Source organism: Shewanella fidelis ATCC BAA-318, assembly GCF_000518605.1.
In the GTDB taxonomy this organism is placed as follows: Bacteria; Pseudomonadota; Gammaproteobacteria; order Enterobacterales; family Shewanellaceae; genus Shewanella; species Shewanella fidelis.
The window spans coordinates 131,275-155,961 of the sequence record NZ_KI912459.1 but is presented as its reverse complement, the minus strand read 5'-3'; the positions used below and the strand labels follow the sequence as shown (position 1 = coordinate 155,961).

The window sequence follows — 24,687 nt, the reverse complement described above, 5'->3', positions numbered from 1 at the left end:
AAGCACTTGTTAATATTGAGTTTGGTAAATTACTGATATAAAAATATGACGTAAAAACCATCAATTCAAAGAGGGCGCGAATTTACGCCTGTTTAAAAGTTAGGTCAATATAATTTGGATGAAAATACGACAAATCAGCATTAATTTTGACGAATTGATGAATTTGAAAGAGATAAAGGGATAATTAAGTCGATTATATTTGCACCACTAAAAGCATTGCAGTTATGCTGACAGGGTTAGCTTTATAGATAAATTGCCTGAAATCATAAATAAACCTAACCACAGAGGAGTCAAAAATTGACCTTCTTATGCTCTCGGCTTGCTATCAAAACCGCTTGCGCTTTTACAACATTAGCCGTGTTTTATACGCCACAGTCTCTCGCCTCTCAATGGCATTTAAACTTTGATAATGATGTTGTTATTGGCCAAGACGGTGATTACTCCAATGGCTTTACCCTTGGCTGGCAATCTCTACCACAAACCAATTTCGATAATGCTGTCTGGTTATTTAACTGGCAAAGTGCACTAACTCTGCCTCTTACTGCCGGCAAAGACAAAACACAGTGGGGAGTAACAGGTTCTCAGAGAATGTGGACTCCCCTAGAAATAGAACATGACTATGCTCAACCTTACGATAGACCCTATGCGGGACTATTGGAGCTAGAAAGCTTTACCGGCCAGTTTAGTCAAAACTTAGCCCAAAAAAATTGGCTTAGTATAGGAGTCGTCGGCCCTGCTTCAGGGGCACAAACGATGCAGGAATTAGTACATAAAATTACTCCATCAACAACACCAAAAGGCTGGAAATACCAGATTGAAAATCAATTTACAGCGCAATTTGCTTACGAAATTGACACACTAATTAAACGCTGGGGGACACAGCAAAACAGCCAATGGGAAGTCAGCGCCCATAACTATAGCGCCGTAGGCAATTTCCGCTCTGAAAGTTACCTTGGTATGACATTGCGTTGGGGAGATGACTTAGCTTCCTCATTTGGTCAGCTTAGTAGTCACTCAGGACATTTAGGTCAATATAGTGCGACAGCGAATAAACACGGTAACTGGATTGTGTTTGCCCGCGCTCAAGCTGGCTACCGCTTTAACGATCTCACCATTGAAGGTGATTTGCCCTATGAGTCATATGTATCTATCAACCATTTGCAAGCACAAGCAAGTACCGGGGTGATCTGGGCTTTTCCGACTTGGTCAGTAAGTTGGAGCTTTAATGTTTACAGTAAAGAGTATCAATCAGACAATGACAACTGGCATGGTTACGGCGTCTTGAGTTATAGCCATACGCTATAACTCAGTCGCCGCAAACAAAGCACTAAAAGCTAAAGGCCCAACCTATTTGTGGGCCTTTTTCAATGAAGTCCATTTCATATTTCACCCCTTCCACTTCAGAATCATTGCCGATCTGCAAATAGCGATAGCCAATCCACACATTATGCAAATCACCAAAACGATATAAAGCCGATGCATTAAAACCATAGTCTCGGTCATTATCACCGTAAATTTTGGTATCGGCGCCGACAGATACGCCCCATGACTCTGTAAACCAATAACGATAAGTTGCACCCACCAGCCAATCAAACAAGTGCTCATCGGCAATAGGCACATTAGCGTTAATATTGATGATCCCCTCATCTTTAAGCGGTTTTATATTAAGATCGATTTTACTAAATACATGGCGTACGCCGGTGAATAAACGCAGCCCAGGAGCAACCTCATAACCCGCTAGAAAATCGTTCACAGCAAGGTGCATGTCAGTTTCAACATTATGACCCGGAGAGATAATCCCGCCAGTAATGGGACCGGTTAATCCTTCGGTATTACTGTCACTTTTAATCCTTAGGTAGTTAATCCGTAAACTGTATAGCCAATCTCCTTTTTGGGCGTATAACTCACCAATCACCCCAAAGTTAAGGTTGCTAATGATATCGTTGAAAGGCACATCGATATCAACTCGCTCTGTATCGGCGGTTATCGATCCAGATATATCCGGTGCCCAAACCATAGGAAAAGCAATTAAATAATTCCATTCATCATCCGTGGGTGAATCCGGGCCAACCTGATAAAAATCATCAGCTTGTGCCGCTGAATTAGCTAGCATTAAAAGCAATATCACAGTTAACTTTTTCACTGACTACACTCCTAATTTATTAACATCCATATTGGGTCGCTGATGCTTATTTAACCGAGTGTAATTGATTTTGCTCAAATGACCAACCTATTGATTTAAATAGACTGTTTTAATTATCTGGCCTAAATACATCCTCAATATTGCCTTCATATTGACTAAAGAGGCGGTTAACATAATAGGTTCAAGTAGCAACTAAATTTAGACAAATCAAACAAACAACCTTGATTTGCAAAATGCAAATCGAAGTAGTAAACCTAAAATATAAAAATGGTAACACACTGAAATAAAAGCACATTAATCATTGGCACAGCTTATGCTTTCACTGGATATATTATTAACGTGACAGTGAGAGATGCATTATGAAAATATCTAAAAACATTCCATTACGCTGCTCCCCTCTGCTTTTAAGCGTACTCATTTCAGCCAATGTCAGTGCATCCGATCCGTTTAGTGCCTGTCCTACTGAAGCCTTTGTGATCCAAAAACAATCCAACACGCCAAAAACCTATGGTGTTAACTTAGCAACCGGTAGTTACGTTGTACTGTCGAGTGATATGGGAACAGGTAACGGCTATAACGGTGTAGGTTTTAACTACCACGACAACTATCTCTACGGCTGGGATTACGCTTCAGGCTCACTGGGCCGAGCCGGTAACGATTATCAAATTGTCTCTCTCAGTGTTAACAAAGACTCCGCAGCCGCCACTGCTGGCAACTTTTACGTCGGTGATGTCGCCATTAGCGAAAATGTCTGGTATGGCTACCGCAAAGGTAAGGGCTTATTTAAAATTCCACTCGATAACCCTGCTAGCTATAACATGACCTTAGTACCCGGCAGTAAGGACAATGCAACTTATAACATTACCGACTTAGCCTTCCACCCCACTGATGGCTACATGTACAGTATTAGTAACGGTTCCACCGGTAAACTGCTTCGCATCGATCCTACTACAGCGGAAGCTACCAATTTAGGCACAGTGATTACCTCAACATCTGGTAACTTTATTTTCGGTGCACAGTTCTTTGACCCTGATGGTAACTTGTATGTCAGCAATAACAGCAACGGCAATATCTACAAAGTAAATGTTGATTCGGCTTCACCTAGTGCAGTGTTATTTGCCTACGGGCCTTCTTCATCAAGCAACGATGGCGCACGTTGTGCGTTAGCAGAAGTAGTGGTTGGTGATACCGTTGATTTTGGTGATGCACCCGATACCTACGGCACGTTATTAGCGTCAAACGGCGCACGACATACGATTAGTAATAACTTGTACCTTGGTAGCAGCGTCGATAACGAGTCCGATGGTTACGCCTCCCCCTTGTCTGATGATGCTAGTGATAACGCTGATGACGAAGATGGTATCTCGATGCCAACAGGGTTTGAGCTAGGCGAAAGTGCCATCTTGTTAGTAGAGGCTACCGGTGGTGATGGTTTCCTTAATGCGTGGTTTGATTGGGATCAAAGCGGCACCTTTGAGCTAGAAGAGCAGATCATTCTAGGTGAGCGTATTGACGATGGCCAAAATACCATTGCGATTGATGTGCCAAGCTGGGCAAAACCTGGACCTACCTGGGCACGTTTTCGCTTAAGTACCCAACGTGATATCACTTCAACTGGTGGTGTAGGCGATGGTGAGGTCGAGGATTATCCTGTAACCCTTACTGAAACCGGTGTCACGATTAACTACTACCCATCGTCATCGACCTTTACCACGTTAGCCTATGAAGACCTTTATCCAGATCAAGGTGACTTTGATATGAATGATGTCGTGGTGCAATTACGCATCATTGAGTATGTCAAAAACAACAAGGTCAGACGTATTGGATTTGAAGCGCAATTAGCTGCAATGGGCGCAGCGTATCACAACGGTTTTGCCGTTCACCTACCCGGTGTCAGTCGCAATAAAATCAAAGAGTCTTTAATTAGTTGGTCAATCGACAACATTGAGCAAACAGACTCGCCATTAGAAACTGAGCAAACCAATGCAGTATTTATATTTGCTCAAGATCTATCAGACTACGTCACCCTTGAACAAGGATGTGAGTACCTACGTACGGAAACAGGCTGTGAAACGGCATTCAGAACCACTTGGTCATTCGATATTCCGTTCGATAGCCCAGTTGATGAAAGTCTAGTACCAGCATTCCCATACGACCCGTTTATTTTCGCAACCCCTAATACCGATCACGGTTTAGCAGCGAAAAACGTCGTTGGTGCAAACCCTGGACGTCAGTTAGAGATCCATTTAAAGAACCAAGCACCTACAGACAAGTTCTCTACCAACTATTTTGGAGCGAGAGACGATGCCTCAAACCCTGGCGCTTCACAGTACTTCCAAGATGAAAATGGTATGGCTTGGGCGATTGAGATCCCTGTGACTTGGAAACATCCAAAAGAGAAAGAGCGTTTAGATAATGCCTACACCGAGTTTGTTGACTTTGCCGCAGATAGCACAGGTAACACGAACCCGACTTGGTATGAAAATGCCGATGAATCTCTAATCTTTAATAACTAATAGTGGAGCATATTATGAATACTCAACATAACGTCTTACTCAAGTATCCAATGGGATTGGTAGTATGTTTCAGCTTACTCGTCACCGCTTGTGGCGGAGGCGGTGATGAAGGTGGGGATGCCCCGGCAGCAACAGCACCAGTTGCAACCACGCCGCCACCAGCAACCACGACACCGGATCCTGATCCTGCTCCAGATCCAACATCGTTAGATGACCTAGTTGTTGATGCTGACAACAAACTGCAATCCTCTTATATGTTAACGGTGGATGTAGATAAAGGAACCAATGAGCGCGGCTACTTCTCTCTTTGTGATGACTTTAAAGCTAACGGCAGTGGATACAAGGTTAATTTCGACTCTTGTTTGTTTAGAGGTCCATTAACCGAAGGCAAACTATCTAAAGATATCAAAGTAGCCAACCACGAAAGTCAACTCATTGCAGTGATTTGGTTTTATGATGGTCAAGCGCCTCAATATACCAAGTGGCAATATAAACAAGATGCTGAAACCCAAGTTCTCACCATGAACTAGCTATCTAGAACTAGCAAAATAAGTTCAGGGGCTGGAGCCGTTAGCAGCCCCGTAAGAACTAATAAACCAGTTTAAATTGCAAACACTTAAATCAAATAAGTCACGCTAAAAGGAGGACGCAGTTCCACTAAAAACAACTATCAGTGAGCTAGGTAATACCGACCCAACTAACTCTCTGAGATTACACCATTAACCATTTTCATAGTTGAGCATATGACCACGCCTCGCAAGAGATAAAGCTGCAATATAAGCAAGCTGTGGTAAGTGATTAAGATTTAACAGCGGTGAACCTCTCCAGTCATCGCTGTCTTTTTTAGTCACCGTTATCATAATGAACACGAAACAATTCACCCGACACTAACAGCCATCATCAACGACTATATAGCTAGGCATAGCCCCTGCATATTCAGCCCCGTAATACATCAGATAACAGTTAGCAGCAAAACTCAGCCCTTTAGGAACGACCGCTAAGCCCTTATCATCGCTCACTCCCAGATAAATGCTGCGATAAACAGTACTCAAACGCTGGGTTATTCATGTTGCTATAGCCATCAAGTTCCACTTGAGTTTGACTAATCTGTTTACTGCAGCCAAATATAAAAATAAACATCAATACTAAAATGAGCGACGCAAATAGATATCTTTTCACTGATTTTCCTCCAATAAAAAAGCGCCCGTAGGCGCATTTTATTTAGGCGTTACAATTAGAAACGATAACCAACAGTAAACATCCAAGTGCCAAAGTCTTTATTTTCTATATCATTCTTGCCACGACCTAGGTTGACCGAACCTTTGTCATTATTGTTATAGCCACTAGCAGAATACTTCATGTCTCTTGAACCGTTTTGGAAGGTATAATGCAGGTTAAAGTTAAGGCCATTATCTAAGTAATAACCAACACCAACCATTGGGTGGACTTCAGTATTACTTGTGCCTTCCAACCCCATACCTGCTTTATTTAAAATACCACCTTGGTTGTATTCCTTTGCATCAAAACCGGCTGATGCACTGTATTTAGAAAAGTCAGCCCCCGCTTTAACGGCTAGATGGCCCGCACCGACTGCAAATTGATAGCCCACGTAAAGTGTGTGTGCTTTATATTTTTCTGTCGTATATACAGATGCGTCAAAACTGCGCCACACGGGTTCATTATCTCCATCAATATCATCAAAGCCAAAACTCTCATTATTGCCACGCTTATCTGTTTCGCCGGTATAGGTATAACCAACAATAAAGTCCTTATATCCAGCTTCTAAACCAACGGCAACATTGCTGCCCATTGCTTTATTTTTTGATGCGCCAACCATAGGGTTAATCGTAAAGTCACTTGCCATAGCGCTATGTGAAACAGTAATCGCAGAAATAGCTACAACAGAAGATAATGCGCAAGTAAGTAATGCTTTTTTCATGTCAAATTCTCTCTAAATTAAACCAAGGCGTCATGCCTGAGTTACCACGCTATCCTTTAAACGTGGCCATAATGATTTGTGAGGTTCTCCTCGCATCCTCAACACGCCTGCAAAACTTATTGATAGTCAGCGACGCCGTTAAGATGAGCACATGGTAAAGAGAGAGGTTTTACTAAACATCATTAAGAAAACTGGTAAACAATAGAAATGCCATAACAAAACCTGCCAACTAAAAAACAACACAATCTTGGCAGCAAAACAGATAATAACTTGGTCGCTATAGGAGCAAATAACGCCGCTTATTAAGCTGCGTGATACTTATATTGATATTAAAGCAAGTGAATCACTCACTAAGAGGCACAAAGCAAGTGGCGCTAGCCCTTAAATTAGCTTTGCAAAGCGGAATGGTAACTTTTAGTGAGAGTGTGAAGAATTAAAAGCACATTGTGGGGCCATCCTTGGCTAGAGAGTCCATGAAATACAGCTCAAATTACCCCATTAGCATCAGTTATTTGTCATTCACCTCCACGGCCAAGACCTTGTCTAAAATTGCTGGAACAAGCTGATTAAAAATCAACCTAGCCATTCTAATCGACTGCATTTCAGCAAAGCCTGAGTTCATCGCAATCACAGTTTGGCTCTCAGGTTCCATAATCAACACCTGTCCATGAATACCGACCATAGCCAGTACTTTATAGGTTTCTCCTGTGTGGCTAGGTAAATAAAGCGTACGAAACTGATCTTGATACCAACCTTTTGCCAAGCTCGCTTCTTTGCCTTGCTGCCATGCGTGACGCACTTGTTCATTGCCCTGCAGTAAAGAGTCGATAAAGGCTGCTGGAACAACTTGTTCTCCCGCTAAATTCTTGCCCTTATTCACCAATACCTGTCCGACTCGGGCGAGATCTCGAGTGCTAATATTCAGCCCACCAGAAGCCACTAATTCACCTTGTCGGTTAGCCATCCAACGTGCGGGTTGTTCAACACCTAATCTATGCCATAACTTATTAGCAAACACTTCCGCTAGCGGTTTACCCTGTACCCGCTCTACGACCTTAGCTAACACCTCGGTATTAATATCTAAATAGTCATACACCTTACCGATTGGACGATAATTTTCTAATTCATTGGCATAGTCCAATATGTTTTCAAACTCAGCATCGTTACTATGACCATTCCAGTCTTGCACCGCGCTCATACGTGGATCCCAACTTTTACCATCAGCTACAGCAACGCCTATGCCTGAACGCATATCGGCAACTTCTTGAACTGTGACATCCTCAAAACCACTTTGAGTTAACTCTGGCAAATAATGGATCAAGCGCTGACTCATATCTAACTTCCCTTCTGCTACAGAGATTGCTGCAAGAATCGCAACAAAAGATTTAGTCACCGACATTTGTAAATGGGTTTGATTGGCATCAAAACCATTAAAGAAGTGCTGATGTAACAACTGTCCCTTTTGCACAACGACCATGGAATGATTGTTAAGCCTATCCCTCAATAACACCTCAAGGCTATGCTCGCCATCTAGATCACTGGCGGTTAATTCAAGTAGATTAACTAACGAGCCTCGCCACGATTGAGCCCATGAGTGTTGAATGGGTAAAATTTCAATATGCGGCGTAAATTGATAGGCCTGTGGAAACGTCACAGCAGCATTGGCAGCTTGATCCCAATTCCTTTGGCTAACGTTATATTTAGCCGCTTTTGCAATGAACTGAGTATTTTCAGGTTTGAGCTCAAGCGTACTTGCAACACTACTCATGCCGAAAAAACACAAGCCCATTATTGAACAACCTAGTAATTTGTTCATATAACCTCTTATCTTAGACAGTAAAAAGTAAAATTCTTTGACGCAGTAAAAACCAATTAATGCTATCGACGGCTCTCGGTTTCAAATTCGAAACATACGTTGTCATTGTGGTCAAAGAACTCCGCTGAGGTGGTAATTCGGTGCGGTAATTTAGTGATCAAATAGGCATTGGCCACTGCTCTTGCGGTATTTTCACTGGTATCAGCAAATAGGCCGGTAGTGGTAAAACAACTCAGGATCTTGCTACTATTGCTATCGCGTGGCGTAGGAAACTTCATCCGTGTACCTTCATAAGTAAACTCTGGAGCAACTGTCGCGATAACCTCGTAGTTTTTCATCGCTTTAGCAGCACGATATGCATGTCCCATAGAACAACCGCTAATCAATGCCACAATTAATATCAGTGATAATGGTTTTTTCATCAGTTTTATCTCTAGTCTTGTAAATAAACTAAGACTGTCAAAACCAAGATCACTAAAAAACTAACTTACTCATAGTATTGGTTGGTAATGCTTGGCAATAAACTGAAACAAGGTAGTATTAGGTCATCGGAACGCAGATATGGAGCCGGGATGGCAACAAACCTTTCATCTAAAGCACAAGCAGAACTCGGTAGCCTTCTGGTCAATACGCCTGAACTGGTTAACCTGCTTGCAATGCTACCTAAAGAAAATCTTAATGATTATCCACTACTGCAAAAAGAGCTCAGTAGCAAACACCCTAACACTAAGAAATATAATAAAGCGCTAAAAGATAAGCTGTTTACCAAAGAAGAGTTTAGAGATCGTGTTTTTGCTCGGCTAGATATGTTTGCCTATGAAATGGCTGTGGCAATGAATACCGATTATCTCATCGAGCGTGTGAGTTTAATTGTTGGTGATGATATAAGTAAAATTGATGAACTCGATATCAATGAAATTGGCACAGACGTACTACAGCGTGTCCTAACAGACCTAAGTAGTGCTGTATGTAAAGAGATCCAGCCTAAAGCTGATCACCCCTTCCTCGCTGAACGCGGTAGAATCGATCATAAATTTTGGCGTCATGCCGATAAAGCTTATGCCGCTTATGTTGAAGGCTACAACACACAAGCAGCACTTGATGCTTGGTGTCAGCTCAATTTACACACTCGTTGCCCACAAAGTTTTATCCGCTGGCTTAAAGCCTACGGTAACCCAGCTGAAGTCGCCGAATGGATGAGTTATGTCAACTAAATAGACGCTCAAAAATAGCCACACCTCAGTGTGGCTTTTTATTTTAACCTAGCACTATAAACCTTTTGTGCATTTGTTTCGTAATCAATGTCAAACCAAGCGTTTAGCAAGGTAAATCATGCAACCGATAACACAGCAAATAGCAAACAAGACTAATGTGCTACAGCAAAAACAGTATTCAAATAGAAAACTGACTTATTCACTTTCGCTCATAGCGGTACTTTTGATTATGACAATGAATAATCCAAGCAAAGCGCAAGAGTATGCTTTAACACTTGAACAAACATCTGATTGGCGCCTAATTAACGACACAGTAATGGGAGGGATCTCAGCAAGCAAGCTGGATATCGACGAGGGTATAGCCAAGTTTTCTGGTACTTTATCGTTAGAGCAAAATGGCGGCTTCGCATCAACTCGCACAACACTATCACCCCCCATTGCGAGTAATGTTGCAATGATACGCTTACAAGTCAAAGGCGATGGCAGAGATTATCAACTAAGGCTAAGAACCGACAATCAATGGGACTCTTTTGCTTACTCGTGCCATTTTAGTACTAAAAAAGACAGCTGGATAACCCTGCAGCTCAAACCCAGTGACTTTACTGCCGTATATCGAGGCCGCCCTGTTGAGGCGCCCAAACTTAACTTCAACAATGTAAAACAGCTGGGATTTTTAGTGGCTGACAAGCAAGCCGGCCAATTCGAGCTATCGTTTAAAGCGATCCAGTTCATCAGCCAAGATTAAGGAAAATGTGATTGAGTATTACCATCAACAACGCTTTTGATTTTAGCCAAATTAAAGGCGTAATTTTTGATTTAGACGGTACCCTCGCCGACTCAAACCCAAATTTTGCGGGCTTAAGAGCGGAACTTGGCATTGCACCTCAAACCGATATTTTGGCCTATATCGAATCGATAACCGACCCAGTATTGGCCCAGCACACACAAAAAGTCGTTACTCGCTATGAGCTTGAAAGCTCCCACAATGCCCAATGGATTTCAGGTGCAAAGCAACTGATGACATTCTTTAAACAGCAGCAATTACCGCAAGCAATATTAACCCGTAATATGCCGCAAGCTGCCAAAATCACACTTGAAAACTTAGGCATTAAGGTTGGCGTTGATATTGACCCTTTACTGACTCGATTTGATGCCAAAGCCAAACCCGATCCCCAAGGTGTTGAGCTCATTTGCCAACAATGGCGTATCAAAACAGCTGAAATCCTGTTTATTGGCGACTACCTGTTTGATATACAAACGGCGAATAATGCAGGCAGTCTAAGTGTGCTTTACAGCCCAAGCCTAGTACCGGAATATGCTGCCAGTGCTAATATCGTCTGTGGCTGCTATCTCAGTCTAGTTGAGCACTTTAAACAACAACTGACGCAAATCACTGAATAACAAGCACTCCCGCTAAAGCAGCAAATACTATCTGTGAGAATGACCACAAATCTTGAGCGAATATGCAACTGATTGTGGTCTTATGCCTAAGTAATTGCTAAATTAAGTTGCAACAAAAATGCACTATTAACTTAATTTAAAATGGAGAACTTGATGATTGTATTAACCCCTTACTGGGCAACATCTGCGCTTTAACGGTTAATGTTAACTAAACATAAAACCTGTTTAGTTACTTTTTAAAATGTGCCACCAATAAAGCACTTTGCCCGGTAGTCGATAACTAGACCGGGAACTTACCTATTTTAAGTCTCCCCAGAATCAATATTCAGGCGCTTTGCGCTGGGGTTTATATGACCAAATTCAATCGTTTTAATCATTTAAAATCAAACTCGTTTACCCAAAAATCAGCTGTTATCAATACACCTGAACAACCGCAATCAGCAGCGACATTAACAAGTTTAAAGCAATTAGGCTGGAATGGATTTTTTCAGCAACAGCTTATAACTGAAGCAGCAGATTATGCCGGTATCGCACGAGTGAGCGCTCATCATCGCAGTCAATATCAGCTATTAACTGAAAGTGGCGAGTTAAGCTTAGCTATCCATCAAAATATGCCGGAAATGACGGTAGGCGACTGGGTACTGCTCGATAAGCAGCATCAGTTTGTATCCTTACTTGAGCGTCATTCACTGTTTAGTCGTAAAGCTGCGGGCTCCAAGGTGGAACAACAACTCATAGCTGCAAACCTAGATTGGGTCTTTATTGTTTCATCGCTTAATGATGACTTTAATGTTAACCGTATCGAGCGTTACTTAGCCCTAGTCAATGAGGCAAAAGTCACGCCAGTGATAGTGCTAACAAAAGTCGATTTATGCGATGACCTTAGCCCTTTTATTGCCGCGCTGCGAGAACTTGATGCCAAGCTGCTGATTGAAACAGTCAACGGTTTAGATAAGCAAAGCACTCAGGCGTTGAGCCACTATTGCAGCGAAGGAAAAACCGTCGCCTTTATTGGCTCATCAGGAGTCGGTAAATCGACCTTAGTAAACGCGCTGTTAGGTGAGTCAAGCCAGATCACATCAGCCATTCGCGAAGATGACAGCAAGGGCAGGCACACGACCACCAGCCGTTCACTGCATTTAACCCATAGCGGAGGTTTACTACTCGACACACCGGGTATGCGTGAATTACAACTTGCTGACTGTGAAGAGGGGCTAAACGAAACCTTTGCCGATGTCGTTGAGTATGCAAAACAATGCCGATTCGCTGACTGCCAGCACCTACATGAACCGGGCTGTGCGGTACAAGTTGCCATCTCAAATAATCAGTTAACTGAGCGACGCCTGCAAAGTTACCAAAAACTGATGCGTGAGCAAGCGCTAAATGGTGCAAGCATTGCTGAAAAACGCGCTAAAGATAAGAGCTTAAGCAAAATGTATAAGCGGGTTCAAAGTAACGCTCGAGTCAATAAACGAGGTTAACTTATTAACTAACTTAGCTGTTAACGACAAGGGGAATGCCCTTGTCGTTGACTATTCCCTTTCCCTTTTCCCGCTTAACCTATTCTCCCTGCAACTGCTACACACTTTTGCAGCCAAGCTGCGAGATCTGCCAACATTATTTTGAAAATAATTTCATTTAAGCGTACACGCGTAAGCTTATGAAATTTTTACCTTAAAAAACAAAAATTAAACACCGACGCATTAAAAATCCAAACAAGCGTTTAAATTTATCGTTTGAAAATTTGATCTATTACTCATTTTGTGACGTAATGTGAAGCATAAATTCTGGTCGGACGAGTAATAACTATGAGCATTAGAACTAAATTAAAAAAAATATTGCCAAGCATTTCTACTACAGAGCAAGAGGCACTCGATGCCGGTGATGTGTGGTTAGAAGGTTCGATTTACCAAGGTGTGCCAGACTTTGCAGCCCTACGTGATATTCCTGTTGCAACGCTTTCAGCCGATGAGCAAGCCTTCCTAGATGGACCCGTTGCCACCCTACTCGACATGGTTGATGATTTTGAGATCCAACGCAGCAAGCATCTGCCAGACAACATTCTCAATTTCTTAAAAGAACATAAATTCTTCTCATTAATTATTCCAAAATCTTTTGGTGGTCTTGAGTTTAGTCCTTATGCCAACTCAACCATCGTTGCCACAATCGCAGCCAAAAGTTCAGCCGTAGCCGTTACCGTAATGGTGCCAAACTCTCTTGGTCCCGGTGAGCTACTCATGCATTACGGTACATCAGAGCAGCAAAACTACTGGTTACCACGTCTAGCCAACGGGCAAGAGATCCCATGTTTCGCATTAACCAGCCCAGAGGCAGGTTCAGATGCCGGCGGCATTCCCGATATTGGTACTGTCACTATGGGTGAATACCAAGGTGAGCAAGTATTAGGTTTAAGTGTAACTTGGGACAAGCGCTACATCACCCTTGCTCCTATTGCCAGCGTATTAGGTCTAGCCTTTAAAGTTGAAGATCCTAACGGTCTACTCGGCGGTAAAGAACAACTTGGTATTACCTGTGCTCTTATTCCAAAATCGCACCCAGGTGTGCAGCTTGGCAATCGTCACGATCCTATGGGGATCCGTTTTTACAACGGTACTACCCGCGGCGAAAACGTATTTATCCCGATGGACTTTATCATTGGTGGCCAAAAGAATATTGGCCGTGGTTGGGCAATGCTAGTGGCTTGTCTTGGTGCAGGTCGCGGGATTTCACTGCCAGCGCTGGGCGTGTCAGTCAGCCAAGCATCACTAAAATCATCAGCAGAGTACGCCGCAGTGCGTGAGCAGTTTGGTTTATCAATTGGTAAGTTTGAAGGTATTCAGCAAAAGCTTGCCGATATTGCCGGTAAAACCTACCTACAAGAAGCGATGCGCGTGCTAACCACCGAAGGTCTTGGCCTTGGGCTGAAGCCATCTGTTGTTACCGCTATTGCGAAATACCATATGACAGAGCTTGGTCGTGATGTACTCGATTCTGCTATGGACATTCAAGCCGGTAAAGCGATTCAATGTGGTCCGCAAAATACCTTAGCTTCAGGTTACGTAGCGCAGCCTATTGCGATCACCGTTGAGGGCGCCAACATTCTTACCCGTAACCTAATGATTTTCGGTCAAGGTGTAATGCGTTGTCACCCATACTTGCAGTCTATGGTTGAGTCTATCCACTCAAATGAAAAAAGTGCTGACAAAGTCTTTAATGGCATCTTACGTAAAACGGTTGGTTACAGTGTGGGTAACAGCCTACGCGCCTTTAAGCTAGGTCTATTACCTTTTACTGCATCAGCGGCATCAACGCTTGCCGAAGTAAAACCTTACGAGCAATCAGTACACAAGCTAGCTTCTAAACTTGCGGTATATGCCGACTTCTCGTTACTGGTACTGGGCGGCAAGTTAAAACAAGCAGAGATGCTGTCAGCCCGTCTTGGTGATGTAATGAGCTACTTGTATGCTGCTATGGCATCTATTCGTTATTATGAGAAAAAGCTAACTGCTGCCGAGCAAAAACAAGCTGCGCCTTATTTCCATTACGCGACGCGTTGGGCGTTAGGCCAAGCAGAAAAAGCGTTACTAGACTTTTTAGATAACTTCCCATCTTCAGCGACACGTAAGTTTATGCGTTTAATTACGGTAACTTATTCAGCGAAGATGCCGAAAATCAACGATGATCTAGTACGTGAGTTAGCAGAGCAAGCGCAGCTTAATACCGAGTTTAAGCAGCATCTAACTCATCTGGTTAAGCCAACTGCTGGCGACGGTAACGACATTAACGAGCAAGCTTACCTTGCTAAAATGGAATGTTTACCGCTACTGGCTAAAGTTAAAAAAGCGATTCGCGCCAAAACATTTAAGCCAGGCGTTCGTTTTGCACTTACCTTAGATGCTGCACTTGAGGCAAAAGTCATTAGCGATACTGAGCATAAATTGCTGCAAGACTATAACCTTAAGCGTGAGCGTGCCATCCGCGTCGATGAGTTTGATTTTGACCTCAACCTGATCAGCGACCGAGCAGAGCTTAAAATCGCTAACTAGTTGCGAACTTTTAAATAAGAGCTAGATTAGAGTTCGATCGTCTTTTATAAAAAGGCTCAGTAAGCAGCTATAAACAGCCACTAAAAAACCACCGCAAGGTGGTTTTTTTAGCTTCGAAATAAGCTAATTGAATTTATGTTTTTGCTCGGTGGTATATGGCAGTGAGTTCTAAATTGACATTTCTGCGTGATTAATCGCCTACCGAGGGCATATGTGCAGACACTGCTGAAGCACGCCGCTAGTACGTCCATGTAGGCTCAACGAAAACATCCATGTTTTCGACGGCTTCAGCCGCATCTGCACTTGGTTAGACAAGCATTATTCTGTTGATTCGGAGTAATGGCTAATAAGGCTAGTTCATTATCTACCTCTTATTCGCTCCGACCCCTTTCTTTCAAAATCATTTTCACTACAACAAGTGTTGAGTAGCAGATGTGACCTTTACTAATAGAAAACCTAATATGGAAAGCTTATACATAGCCTTATCTTTTGATGACACACCCCACCTTTACACTAGCTGTACATATAAACAGTTATAATAAACATTGTGAATTTTTAGCATTATTTTGGTGTAAGAAGGAAAGCTATTTAGAGTTAACAACTGCTAAGTGGCTGTTTAAAAAACATTTCTTCCCAATAGTTAAATCAAATCACGTCACAAATAAGTAAATTCTGGTTTTTACCATCAGAAAAATCAGTGAACTTGCAGTAAACAAATCTTTAAACCATTGAATTAAAATGCATTTAAAGTTAGCTTGTTCGCATAGGATTAACTAAGCTGACTGTTCTTATTCGGAATTCAGCCTAATATACTGTTATGAGCTATCACATGGACGATGCACTAAGATTATTAATCAATCAATTTAATGAAGTTCAACTAAAAGCTGTTGCTATTTTAGAATCCGAGTTCGGCTGCCCTCGTCCTGACTCCAATATCGACTTCGTTACCAGGTGCGCGCCACATATAAGAAAAATGGGTTATGAATCTGGTGGCTATCGAATCAGACCGCATGGATATGGAATGGAAATCACCATCGATGGAAAAACTATAGACTTCGATTTTGGTGCAGCTGGCGAAATAAATGGCTTTGATGCGTGGCGCTTGTATCACTTTGTTAAAAGCAACAAGATCAAAACACATCTTAAGTCCGAAGAGGCCATTCAAGATTCTATCACTAAAGCCATATCATCTGGCTCAATCTATAAGTCTGATAGCCTTAACCACTACACAAACTCATAACAAAGTGCTTCAGCTGAATACATTGACCTACAGCGTGTGGAATAATAGAGGCAAAGTATAACGAGAATAACTCTATGAAATCAGACAACCTTTTCCCTATCAAAGACTTCAAAAATACTGTCTTTTTGAAGCCACTAATCGCTGAAAGCGAAGTGACTAATGTTCATGCCGGTGACTTTAGCTATTACAGTGACTTTGACGACCCAACAGAGTTCTTGACTAAAAATGTACTATATAACTTTGGTATTTCGGGTAACTCACTTCATATTGGTAAATTTTGTGCATTTGCTAATGGGGTTCAATTCATCATGCCTGATGCAAACCATGCAACTTCAGGTATCACAACGTATCCATTTGCTGTTTTCGGTGAAAAGTGGGCTGAAGCTCTGCCGTTAACAGAGTACCCATTTAAAGCATACAAAGACACTGTAATTGGCAATGATGTCTGGCTGGGTTATGACGTAACAATCATGCCCGGAGTAAACATCGGTCATGGGTCAATTATTGGTGCTAAATCAGTAGTTTCCACAGATATTCCCCCGTATAGTATTGCGGTAGGTAACCCTGCGAAAGTCGTTAAAACTCGGTTCAGTGAAACTGATCAAGATGTGCTTTTAAACCTAGCATGGTGGGACTGGGAAGTTGAGTTAATCGAGAAAGTAATGCCTATTCTAGTCAAAGGTGATGTTCCTAAAGTACTTGAATTTGCAAAACAAAATGGCTTGGTAGTATAAATTCAGCTAACAAAGCATTTAAGAGTGATTCCCAACGCTTGGCATTTTTCATTCCATCGTTGGTTTTTGTGTTTACGGTGGCGTGGTTAAGTTTCGTGGTAGCGTTGCTCACACCTTAATGCGGCGTTATATGAATAGGAAGGTTCAGTGGATTACGGTGATTGGGCATTAGAAGCTGGAATAGATGCAACTTCAAAAGCTCATACTATAAAGACATAAAGGGGTCGGAGCGAATTAACTGGTAAGATGAATCATCAGATGTCGCTGCGGCTGTGGGCTTCGGTTTCAGGGCCGCTCTTTGACATCCATGTCACCGCGGCATTTGTGAATCCATTCACATCAGATTAAACCGCAGAGCGGCCATGGATGGCTTTACAGCGTCCCACAGAAGTAGCGACATGTGAACTCAGCACTCAACGAGCCTTTCTCTATCGTAAATCCCCTATAGCCAGCGACATCTGTCGCTGGTAGTGCTTAGTTAAGATTGATATGAGTTAGCAACTAGCCCCATACTTACTAAGGTGTCACAATATTAAACACACCTTTGGGTTTATCTAAGGACGAAAAGAAGCTGACTAAATCAAGCTTACTGCCTTCGATTTCAAGCTCGTCAGAAAACAGCACCTCTTTGACGCCTGCTTTACCAATAATCAGATCGACAAATAGCTCGTGGCTAATATTTAACGTCGCGTTGGCATTAGCAGATTTTGGCGCGAGCTTATGATGTAATACTGAGTTTTTTAGCTCTAGCACATAGTTTTTATCAAGATCGGTGAAGTTGATATTAAGAATAAACTCTTCGCCGAACACTTCAGGCCCTATCACCCTTGATGCCATCGACTGCATAAAGTTTTCGACTGGTGATTGCAGCAAAATCTGTTTCATTGAGGCTAAATCAATTCCCACCTCTGGGCTGCCGTGTCTTAGCTCATAGGCAGCGCTTAAGTAAACATCACGCCACGGTGCAGATTCAGCCTGATAACCCAGCTGATCATAAATACTAGCGAGTAAAGCTTTGGCTTGTTTATGCTCAGGCTCGGCCACCACGAGGTGGTTTACCAGCTCTGCCGCCCAACGATACTCGCCAGTTGCAACCGCCTTATTCGCAGCTGTAATGATCTTGTCTGCGCCGCCCATTAACTCAACATATTTAACAGCTGATGCCGTTGCTGGCAATGGGTCTAGATTAACGGGATTAGCGTCGTACCAGCCTAAATAAGCTTGGTAAACAGCCTTGGCATTGTGCTTAACTGTGCCGTAATAACCACGACTTGCAAAGGTGTTCGACAGTGATGGCGGCATTTGAATTTGCTCGGCAATTTCAGCAGGCGTCAATCCAGCATTAAGCATGCGCACAGATTGGTCATGAATATACTTATACGTATCACGCTGCTTTTGTAAAAACTCATTCACCTCAGCTTGGCCCCAAATCGGCCAATGATGACTGCCAAAGTACACTTTGGTGTCTCGCTGCGCATTGAGCGCATCATCAATGGCTCTGCTCCAAACCAATGCGTCACGCACCTTAGCACCGCGCAAGGTATACAAATTGTGCATGTTTTTAGAGACTAGCTCAGCGCCGCAATATGCCTGCTGCTCTGGCAGGTAAAAAGTGAACTCAGCGGGCGCTTCTGAGCCTGATACGATTTGAAATTCAAAGGGGACGCCATCTATCTCCATCGCAGAGTCATGCTCGACCACCACATTTGGACTCAGAATGCCAAATTCACCAAAGGCTGGCTCTTTGCCTAAGCCAGAATCGATATGACCACGACTATTGCGCGGTAGCTGCTTGCCATACATATACATGGCGCGACGACTCATGGCGGTACCAGCCATGACATTTTCACTGGTCGCCTCATGCATAAAACCAGCAGGCGCAATGATATCAATCCCCTCATCCGGTGCTTGCTCAAATAAGCCTAAAGCCCCACCAAAATGGTCCATATGGCTGTGAGTAAATACAATCGCCGACACAGGTCGTTCGCCTAAAGTTTGATTTAAAAAGTTAAGTGCGGTTTTGGCAGTTTCAGCCGTGGTTAATGGATCAACAATAATCCAGCCACTGTCACCTACAATCGCCGTCATATTGGCTAAATCAAACCCTCGCAATTGATAAACGCCTTGAGTGACTTCAAATAAGCCATCAATATTATTTAAGCTGGCTTGTCGCCACAGACTTGGGTTAACACTGGCAGGCGCTTCGCCCTCAATAAAGTCATAGGCGGTTCTGTCCCAAATCACCTTGCCCGTATCATCAACCACTTTAAGCTCTGGCATGCTGGCGATAAAGCCGCGCTTGGCATCTTCAAAGTCTTGTACATCGTCAAATGGTAACCGACTACGCAGCGCTTGATTGGCTGCAATAGTATGTTCACTTGCTGGGGTAAAGCCTAAAGCATCAACCTCAGTTGCCTTAACCTCGGTAGCTACTTTGCTTAAATCAGGATCAGGTTGACAACCGGTTAGCAAGATTGTGGTTAGCGTGCCAAACAGGCCGAGTTTAATACTGTTATAGATTTTATTGTGATTGCGATTTTGGTGATGGTGGTGATCATGATTAAGCTTGCTTTGCTGGCATGGCTCACGCTGAATAAACTGAAATGTTGGCATAGTGAAGCGCTTTGGTAGTTAACAAGATAACACCAAGCTATTACATAAAATCAACAACGCGGTTATCATTTTTCGCCAATCTAGCGCAAACTCATGGTTTGTTGGCTAAGTTTTGCAGCCGAAATTGTGATGGACTCACCCCAAGCCAAGCGGTAAATGAGCGGCTGAAATTGCTCAAACAGCTGTAACCTAAGATGTTAGCTAACTCATTGATCACAACATTGGTATTAAGCAAATAGTGGCAAGCTAACTCTTGACGTTTAAGCTTAAGCAACGCTCTAAAACTGGTGCCTTCCTGTTGCAAATAGCGGCTTAAGCTGCGCTCACTGACGTTGTACATTTTAGCGATGCTTTGCGCCGTAGGCTCTTGCTCAAGTAGCATGACGTGAATGCCTTGACTGGTTTTTTGCCGCCATGTCAGTGCTTGCATCCCCTGTAAATATTGTCGCACCGCCGCTTCGCTATACTTAGCTTGCTGTGGATTTTTAGTCACTGTGGTTTGCTCTAGCATGACTCTATCCATCCACATGCAATTGGTGGCGGCATTCATTACCACTTCGCAGCCAAAATAGTCTTGCCAAAGGGATTTTAGCTTGTGGTCTGTGCGCATTAGCTCAACTTTGCACACAAACTGGTTATGGCCCAGCATCTGCTTGCCGTGCTGCATTAAACTACTAAAAAACGCATCAATGGCAAGCTCACTGATCTCAACGCCATTGAGTGGGGTGATGGTAAACCCCAGTCTTTGCGGGCTGCGCTGCAACTGAATATTGCCGCCATTACTCACCAGTGCCGAGTAAGCGGGTAGTAATTCAAAAGCTTCGGCTAAGGTGTTACAGCTAAGTAGCAAGGGACCTAAAAAATGAAAGTGTAATGGGTAAGCATAACGCCCAACCGTTAGGCCAAAGTCAACCGAGTCAGTCGCTTGCATGGCGCATTGCCATAGCTGAGTCATTTGCGCAATTTCAACTCGGCTATCAGGCTTAGCTTCAAGCATCTCTAAATTTAAGCCTACTTGGTTAAATATAGTTTTAGGCTCTATTCCCATCACCGCCAGTGCTCTGGCAATCGCCAACGTCCAAGCTGCAATGGTGGTGTATTGATTATTAGCAATTAACGATTGGGCTTTAGCGCTGGCAGCGATATTTGAACTTGTTTTAGGCGCTAGAGATAACACGCTATTGTTTACCATGGCGACGAATATGGCTGATCAAGCCTTGTTTATCAAACTCTAAGCTAATCACGCTTACACGATCGATATTAATCACTCGATACTGGCCTGCTGGTTTTAGCTTGCCCTTTTCAGCAATTTTTAGCATGACAACATTCGGGCCTGTCATCATTTGTAAGATCTGTACTTGATGCTCTAGTACTTCATCTTTTAATTTTTCAATTAAGCGCGCTTTTAATTTGGCCTTGTCTGCGGCAAAGGTCACCTGATATTGCACATATTCATCAATAAAATTATCTGATAAAAGGTCAATATAGTGCTCAACATCCTCTATCGTGCTATTAGGCTGTTGGCGCGCCTCTTTGGCTGCAACAAACGCTTGGCCTTTGTGCTTTAGCTGTGCATCAGTTAGGCTATCGAGGGCAAAACTCGTATTGGGTAACAAACTAAATAGCCATACCATTTTGACTAACCAAATCCAGCGAGTTTTCATTTGCGGCTGCACTCCTTTTATCAAATTTGGCTCAAAATGATGGCGTAGATGGCCCACTAACTAATACCTTATGCAACTAAATCTGCTCTTATAACCACTAATGCAGGTTAGCAGTTTTATGCTTACCCTGTCATCATTAATCAATATGCTTTACTGGTTATATAAAGCCATTTTGAACCAAAACAAAACGGCAACTGACACAAAATAAAAAAGCTCAAAGAAATACTTTGAGCTTTTACATTTATAGCTAATAAATCAGCTGGTTGAGGTTAATTCTCATAACCATAACGGGTCACTTCTGACCACTGCTTATCAACTTCTTGTTTAATAAATTGCTGCTTTTGCTGGTTAAGTTTATCGAGTTCAATACCAACCGCCTTATGAGCTGCCGCCTTAGTACTGATATCCGGGTACTCTACCTTGCTGATCTCAAACTTCTTCAAAATCTCAGCCAATGACGCTCGTGCATAATTCACCTGCTTAATCGCCATATCAAGTAACGCATTGCCCTCTTCTGGGTTATGGGCGTACAAGCCGTGCGATGCCATGGCAAAGTCCCAGCGCCACTGAGAATGACGGATCGCCATAATCGCATCGTTCATTAATGGCCAGGTTGCGCCAGCATCCCACGCCGCTTTCGCTTCGTAATGTGCCTTAACCAACAACCCTTCTACTTCACGAGCTTTGGCATCAATTTGTGCCTTGCTGCGCTCAAGCGACTTAACTATGGTCAATTCACTCTTATGGCAGTCCTGACATACTGTATCAAAATGATCTAACGCTTTGCTTATCTTGTGGCTAGTAAAGCTATTGCCCTTGGCATCGGTTTCTTGCGGCATGTGGCAAGTAATACAGGTTACCCCCGCTTCTGCATGTTTACTGCGGCTCCAGTGTTCAAATTCAGGATGACGCGCTTTTAATATTGGCGTACGTGAAATGGGATGGATCCACTCGTAAAAACGGCGGGTATCGTAGTACTTTTCAATATCATCAACTGTGTTGCCAAAAATCCATGGAATATTGACCTTGTCGCTGCGCTCAGGCTGGAAGTAATAGGTTACATGGCACTGACCACAAGTTTGCGCCCCCTGCATATTGGCATCTTGTTTATCAAATGGAATGTGCACTTTCGCCATGGCATCTTGTGCATGTGGCCGCGGCATCGCTAGCTCAGCTTTTCCGTCAACATGACAGTCTGTGCAATACACAACGCTATTCACTTCAGACCCTAATTCGGTGAAGTTTTTAGCAGAAAAACCTTCAACGCCAAGTTCTTTCATTAATCGTGTTGCATCGGGTGTTTTACAGGTCCAACAGCTTGCAGATAAGCCTTTTTCACCCTCTTTAGGCGGCACTCCTGTGCGCAGCGTATGCGTCACGTCCGCTACGGCAAAATGATGCCCGCGTGGGCTGTTATATTCTTTAGCAAACGAGGAGCCCGCCCATAAAATCACCGCAGCAGGATAACTTGCTAGCATATCTTCGCGCTCGGTTTGCTCGGAAGTTTGTTGCCAGCTTTGATATTGCACAGGAAACTCTTGTCGCAGCGCTGCATCGCGTTTTTGTTGTGCTTTAGCCGCTGAAGTTAACTGTGGTTTGTCATCAACCTCTGCAGACTCCGCCACTGCGCCCGCTGCTGGCCATAACAAGCCCATGGCAAATACACTGGCTAATTTCACACTCTTATGTTGCATCATTTTTCTCTATCAACCTTTATTATCTTTATTTCCAACATTGCTTTTATATCAATCTGACTTACTTACGTTATTTAACCGGGACGCCCATCAACACGCGGCTTAGATAATATTGCGGCATAGTTAATCACAAACATGGCAAACGCCAATGACCATAAACCTCCCGCCAACCACAACCAAGTTTGATATAGCTCAGGCACCCATATCGGCATCACAGCCCGTAATATTGCCGCTATTGGTAAACATGCAAAGGCAATAATCATATTTGGCCCTTGATAAATATTGCGGCTGGTATGGCCTAAAGAGACCCTTGAAATCATAGATAAGCAGATCCCCGCTAGCGTACCAATGGCAAACAGGTGCAATAAATGCCGATATGCCATCTCGTCATGGATATTCCAAGCCAATAAAAACAGAGTAATAGGCAACAATAAATAACTCAGTTGCAAAGACCACAACATAGGTTCGGCTAAGGTTTTGTGGGGGAACCAGCGTGACCAACGCACAAAATGCAGCGCCGCAGCGGCAAACAATAAAATCTGCTCGAGTAATGTAGGCATGAACTGCGCAATGGCTTGCGCGACCAATAACACCATAATCGCAATTAAGCTTTTATCTAGCACAGGAATGGGGTTAGGTTTAGTTTGTTTAATGCGAATTGCAGTAAAAAATGGGATAACTCGACCACCAACAATTGTGATCAATAAGCCAAGCCACCACAGCATGGCTTGCCAGATCTGTTGGCTCAAAGAGAAATCACGCTGACTTAGCGCATAATAACTCAACAGGTTAATACTCATTGCGACAAATAGCATGATAGGGAAACCAATATTATGCCATTGCTTTACTTTATAAATGCAGCGCCACAGCTTAATAGCGGTGAAGCTTAAAAACAGTGAGTCAAGTATTGCTGGTAACCACAGTGGGATCGATACAGGCAGTAGCAAAGTCAATCTTGCCAATAACCAACATGCAAAAGTCATTGCCAATGCCCAGCCTTTCATGCCGGGTTGATTAGTCCAAGTTTGCACTGAGGTAAGCAAAAATCCACACACAATTGCTAAAGCGAAGCCAAACAGCATTTCATGAGGATGCCACCACAGAGGCACCACCTTCACCCAAAAATCAGTTTGAAACAAGCTATATTGCGGGTAAAACCATGTGAGTAACCATAAGGGGACAAACAGCATAGCCACCGCCGCACCGCCCAAGAAGAACGGTCGAAAACCAAGACGAAAGATCGCCGGGATCTTTTCAGTCTCTTTAGGATCATCAATATTTAGCATAGTTCAAACCTTACACAAAACTTGCATTTAAAATACAACTTTAGATTATCTAAGTTATTCTTCGATAACAATGGAAATTAAAAACGATTGTGGCTTCTGTGAACTAGGTTGCTATCTCTCTGTTTTAACTTATATCTTTATAGGTAGACCGCCAGTTTAGTTGAGTTCAATCCACTCGCTCCTGCGATAAATCAATATAAAGCTGAATCAAAGCCAAGTAGGTTAAAACATCGGCAATATCATTTAAGTGTAGAACGAGTTACTGAGTTTATCTGCTTCATAAAATCACTGTTGCTAAGAGTAATACATTTTGAAAAACACTTAGCCTAGCTTGTTGTCTATGCTAGATTTAATAACAATTAATTCGATGACTCAGCGGAC

20 protein-coding genes are annotated in these 24,687 nt (G+C 42.9%); 10 read left to right on the top strand and 10 right to left on the bottom strand.

What is annotated here, in order from left to right; translation table 11 throughout:
* The first annotated feature begins 297 nt into the window (after positions 1-297).
* Positions 298-1,305 (top strand): lipid A deacylase LpxR family protein, encoded by a 1,008-nt coding sequence (locus L884_RS0116810; protein WP_028768585.1) that lies wholly within the window; start codon positions 298-300, stop codon positions 1,303-1,305.
* A 22-nt stretch (positions 1,306-1,327) separates the two neighbouring features.
* Here the strand turns inward: L884_RS0116810 and L884_RS0116805 are convergent, their stop codons facing one another.
* Complete coding sequence (locus L884_RS0116805) at positions 1,328-2,143, bottom strand: hypothetical protein (protein ID WP_028768584.1); 816 nt, start codon at positions 2,141-2,143, stop codon at positions 1,328-1,330.
* A 359-nt stretch (positions 2,144-2,502) separates the two neighbouring features.
* Here L884_RS0116805 and L884_RS0116800 point away from each other — a divergent pair, with 359 nt between their 5' ends.
* Positions 2,503-4,659 carry an LruC domain-containing protein gene (locus tag L884_RS0116800; protein WP_028768583.1) on the top strand — a complete coding sequence of 719 codons (2,157 nt, stop codon included), beginning with the start codon at positions 2,503-2,505 and terminating at the stop codon, positions 4,657-4,659.
* A 14-nt stretch (positions 4,660-4,673) separates the two neighbouring features.
* On the top strand, positions 4,674-5,189 hold the full coding sequence (locus tag L884_RS0116795) for a hypothetical protein (protein ID WP_028768582.1): 516 nt from the start codon (positions 4,674-4,676) through the stop codon (positions 5,187-5,189).
* A gap of 478 nt (positions 5,190-5,667) precedes the next feature.
* Here the strand turns inward: L884_RS0116795 and L884_RS23095 are convergent, their stop codons facing one another.
* The 4 genes from L884_RS23095 to L884_RS0116765 form a co-directional block, all read right to left on the bottom strand.
* Complete coding sequence (locus tag L884_RS23095) at positions 5,668-5,838, bottom strand: hypothetical protein (protein WP_156925712.1); 171 nt, start codon at positions 5,836-5,838, stop codon at positions 5,668-5,670.
* Between the two features lie 55 nt (positions 5,839-5,893).
* Positions 5,894-6,598 carry a TonB-dependent receptor gene (locus L884_RS0116775; protein WP_028768581.1) on the bottom strand — a complete coding sequence of 235 codons (705 nt, stop codon included), beginning with the start codon at positions 6,596-6,598 and terminating at the stop codon, positions 5,894-5,896.
* 508 nt (positions 6,599-7,106) lie between these two features.
* A complete protein-coding gene (locus L884_RS0116770) occupies positions 7,107-8,414 on the bottom strand; it encodes a serine hydrolase domain-containing protein (protein WP_028768580.1) in 1,308 nt (435 codons plus the stop codon).
* 62 nt (positions 8,415-8,476) lie between these two features.
* Positions 8,477-8,836, bottom strand: coding sequence for a lipoprotein (locus L884_RS0116765; protein ID WP_028768579.1), 360 nt, complete (start codon positions 8,834-8,836; stop codon positions 8,477-8,479).
* Positions 8,837-8,986: 150 nt separating this feature from the next.
* Between L884_RS0116765 and L884_RS0116760 the strand changes: the two genes are divergently transcribed.
* From L884_RS0116760 to L884_RS0116730, 7 genes are all read left to right on the top strand, one after another.
* A complete protein-coding gene (locus tag L884_RS0116760; protein WP_028768578.1) occupies positions 8,987-9,628 on the top strand; it encodes a hypothetical protein in 642 nt (213 codons plus the stop codon).
* 118 nt (positions 9,629-9,746) lie between these two features.
* A complete protein-coding gene (locus L884_RS0116755) occupies positions 9,747-10,373 on the top strand; it encodes a CIA30 family protein (RefSeq protein WP_051435667.1) in 627 nt (208 codons plus the stop codon).
* Positions 10,374-10,384: 11 nt separating this feature from the next.
* Positions 10,385-11,029, top strand: coding sequence for an HAD family hydrolase (locus tag L884_RS0116750; protein ID WP_084221459.1), 645 nt, complete (start codon positions 10,385-10,387; stop codon positions 11,027-11,029).
* Positions 11,030-11,379: 350 nt separating this feature from the next.
* The gene (gene rsgA, locus L884_RS0116745) at positions 11,380-12,510 is read left to right on the top strand and encodes a ribosome small subunit-dependent GTPase A (RefSeq protein WP_084221458.1); all 1,131 of its coding nucleotides are present in this window, start codon (positions 11,380-11,382) and stop codon (positions 12,508-12,510) included.
* A 327-nt stretch (positions 12,511-12,837) separates the two neighbouring features.
* The gene (locus L884_RS0116740; RefSeq protein WP_028768574.1) at positions 12,838-15,075 is read left to right on the top strand and encodes an acyl-CoA dehydrogenase; all 2,238 of its coding nucleotides are present in this window, start codon (positions 12,838-12,840) and stop codon (positions 15,073-15,075) included.
* A gap of 829 nt (positions 15,076-15,904) precedes the next feature.
* Positions 15,905-16,315: a DUF6896 domain-containing protein gene (locus tag L884_RS22275; RefSeq protein WP_051435666.1), complete on the top strand. Its 411-nt coding sequence runs from the start codon at positions 15,905-15,907 to the stop codon at positions 16,313-16,315.
* A gap of 74 nt (positions 16,316-16,389) precedes the next feature.
* A complete protein-coding gene (locus tag L884_RS0116730; RefSeq protein ID WP_028768573.1) occupies positions 16,390-17,049 on the top strand; it encodes a CatB-related O-acetyltransferase in 660 nt (219 codons plus the stop codon).
* Positions 17,050-17,565: 516 nt separating this feature from the next.
* On the opposite strand, the gene L884_RS0116725 is transcribed toward L884_RS0116730, so the two are convergent.
* The 5 genes from L884_RS0116725 to L884_RS0116705 all read right to left on the bottom strand — a co-directional run bounded on the left by L884_RS0116725 (position 17,566) and on the right by L884_RS0116705 (position 24,306).
* Complete coding sequence (locus tag L884_RS0116725; RefSeq protein WP_245603155.1) at positions 17,566-19,662, bottom strand: alkyl/aryl-sulfatase; 2,097 nt, start codon at positions 19,660-19,662, stop codon at positions 17,566-17,568.
* A gap of 91 nt (positions 19,663-19,753) precedes the next feature.
* Complete coding sequence (locus tag L884_RS0116720; protein WP_245603154.1) at positions 19,754-20,839, bottom strand: AraC family transcriptional regulator; 1,086 nt, start codon at positions 20,837-20,839, stop codon at positions 19,754-19,756.
* 1 nt (position 20,840) lies between these two features.
* Complete coding sequence (locus L884_RS0116715; protein ID WP_028768570.1) at positions 20,841-21,326, bottom strand: hypothetical protein; 486 nt, start codon at positions 21,324-21,326, stop codon at positions 20,841-20,843.
* 269 nt (positions 21,327-21,595) lie between these two features.
* Positions 21,596-23,023, bottom strand: coding sequence for an ammonia-forming cytochrome c nitrite reductase subunit c552 (locus L884_RS0116710; protein WP_028768569.1), 1,428 nt, complete (start codon positions 23,021-23,023; stop codon positions 21,596-21,598).
* Positions 23,024-23,094: 71 nt separating this feature from the next.
* Positions 23,095-24,306: an NnrS family protein gene (locus tag L884_RS0116705; protein ID WP_028768568.1), complete on the bottom strand. Its 1,212-nt coding sequence runs from the start codon at positions 24,304-24,306 to the stop codon at positions 23,095-23,097.
* Between the last annotated feature and the right edge of the window lie 381 nt (positions 24,307-24,687).

Coding starts and splice junctions, on each gene's coding strand:
- L884_RS0116800 (WP_028768583.1), top strand. CDS start 2,503: ATGAAAATATCTAAAAACATTCCATTACGCTGCTCCCCTCTGCTTTTA.
- L884_RS0116795 (WP_028768582.1), top strand. CDS start 4,674: ATGAATACTCAACATAACGTCTTACTCAAGTATCCAATGGGATTGGTA.
- L884_RS0116775 (WP_028768581.1), bottom strand. CDS start 6,598: ATGAAAAAAGCATTACTTACTTGCGCATTATCTTCTGTTGTAGCTATT.
- L884_RS0116770 (WP_028768580.1), bottom strand. CDS start 8,414: ATGAACAAATTACTAGGTTGTTCAATAATGGGCTTGTGTTTTTTCGGC.
- L884_RS0116765 (WP_028768579.1), bottom strand. CDS start 8,836: ATGAAAAAACCATTATCACTGATATTAATTGTGGCATTGATTAGCGGT.
- L884_RS0116760 (WP_028768578.1), top strand. CDS start 8,987: ATGGCAACAAACCTTTCATCTAAAGCACAAGCAGAACTCGGTAGCCTT.
- L884_RS0116755 (WP_051435667.1), top strand. CDS start 9,747: ATGCAACCGATAACACAGCAAATAGCAAACAAGACTAATGTGCTACAG.
- rsgA (WP_084221458.1), top strand. CDS start 11,380: ATGACCAAATTCAATCGTTTTAATCATTTAAAATCAAACTCGTTTACC.
- L884_RS0116740 (WP_028768574.1), top strand. CDS start 12,838: ATGAGCATTAGAACTAAATTAAAAAAAATATTGCCAAGCATTTCTACT.
- L884_RS22275 (WP_051435666.1), top strand. CDS start 15,905: ATGGACGATGCACTAAGATTATTAATCAATCAATTTAATGAAGTTCAA.
- L884_RS0116730 (WP_028768573.1), top strand. CDS start 16,390: ATGAAATCAGACAACCTTTTCCCTATCAAAGACTTCAAAAATACTGTC.
- L884_RS0116725 (WP_245603155.1), bottom strand. CDS start 19,662: ATGCCAACATTTCAGTTTATTCAGCGTGAGCCATGCCAGCAAAGCAAG.
- L884_RS0116715 (WP_028768570.1), bottom strand. CDS start 21,326: ATGAAAACTCGCTGGATTTGGTTAGTCAAAATGGTATGGCTATTTAGT.
- L884_RS0116710 (WP_028768569.1), bottom strand. CDS start 23,023: ATGATGCAACATAAGAGTGTGAAATTAGCCAGTGTATTTGCCATGGGC.
- L884_RS0116705 (WP_028768568.1), bottom strand. CDS start 24,306: ATGCTAAATATTGATGATCCTAAAGAGACTGAAAAGATCCCGGCGATC.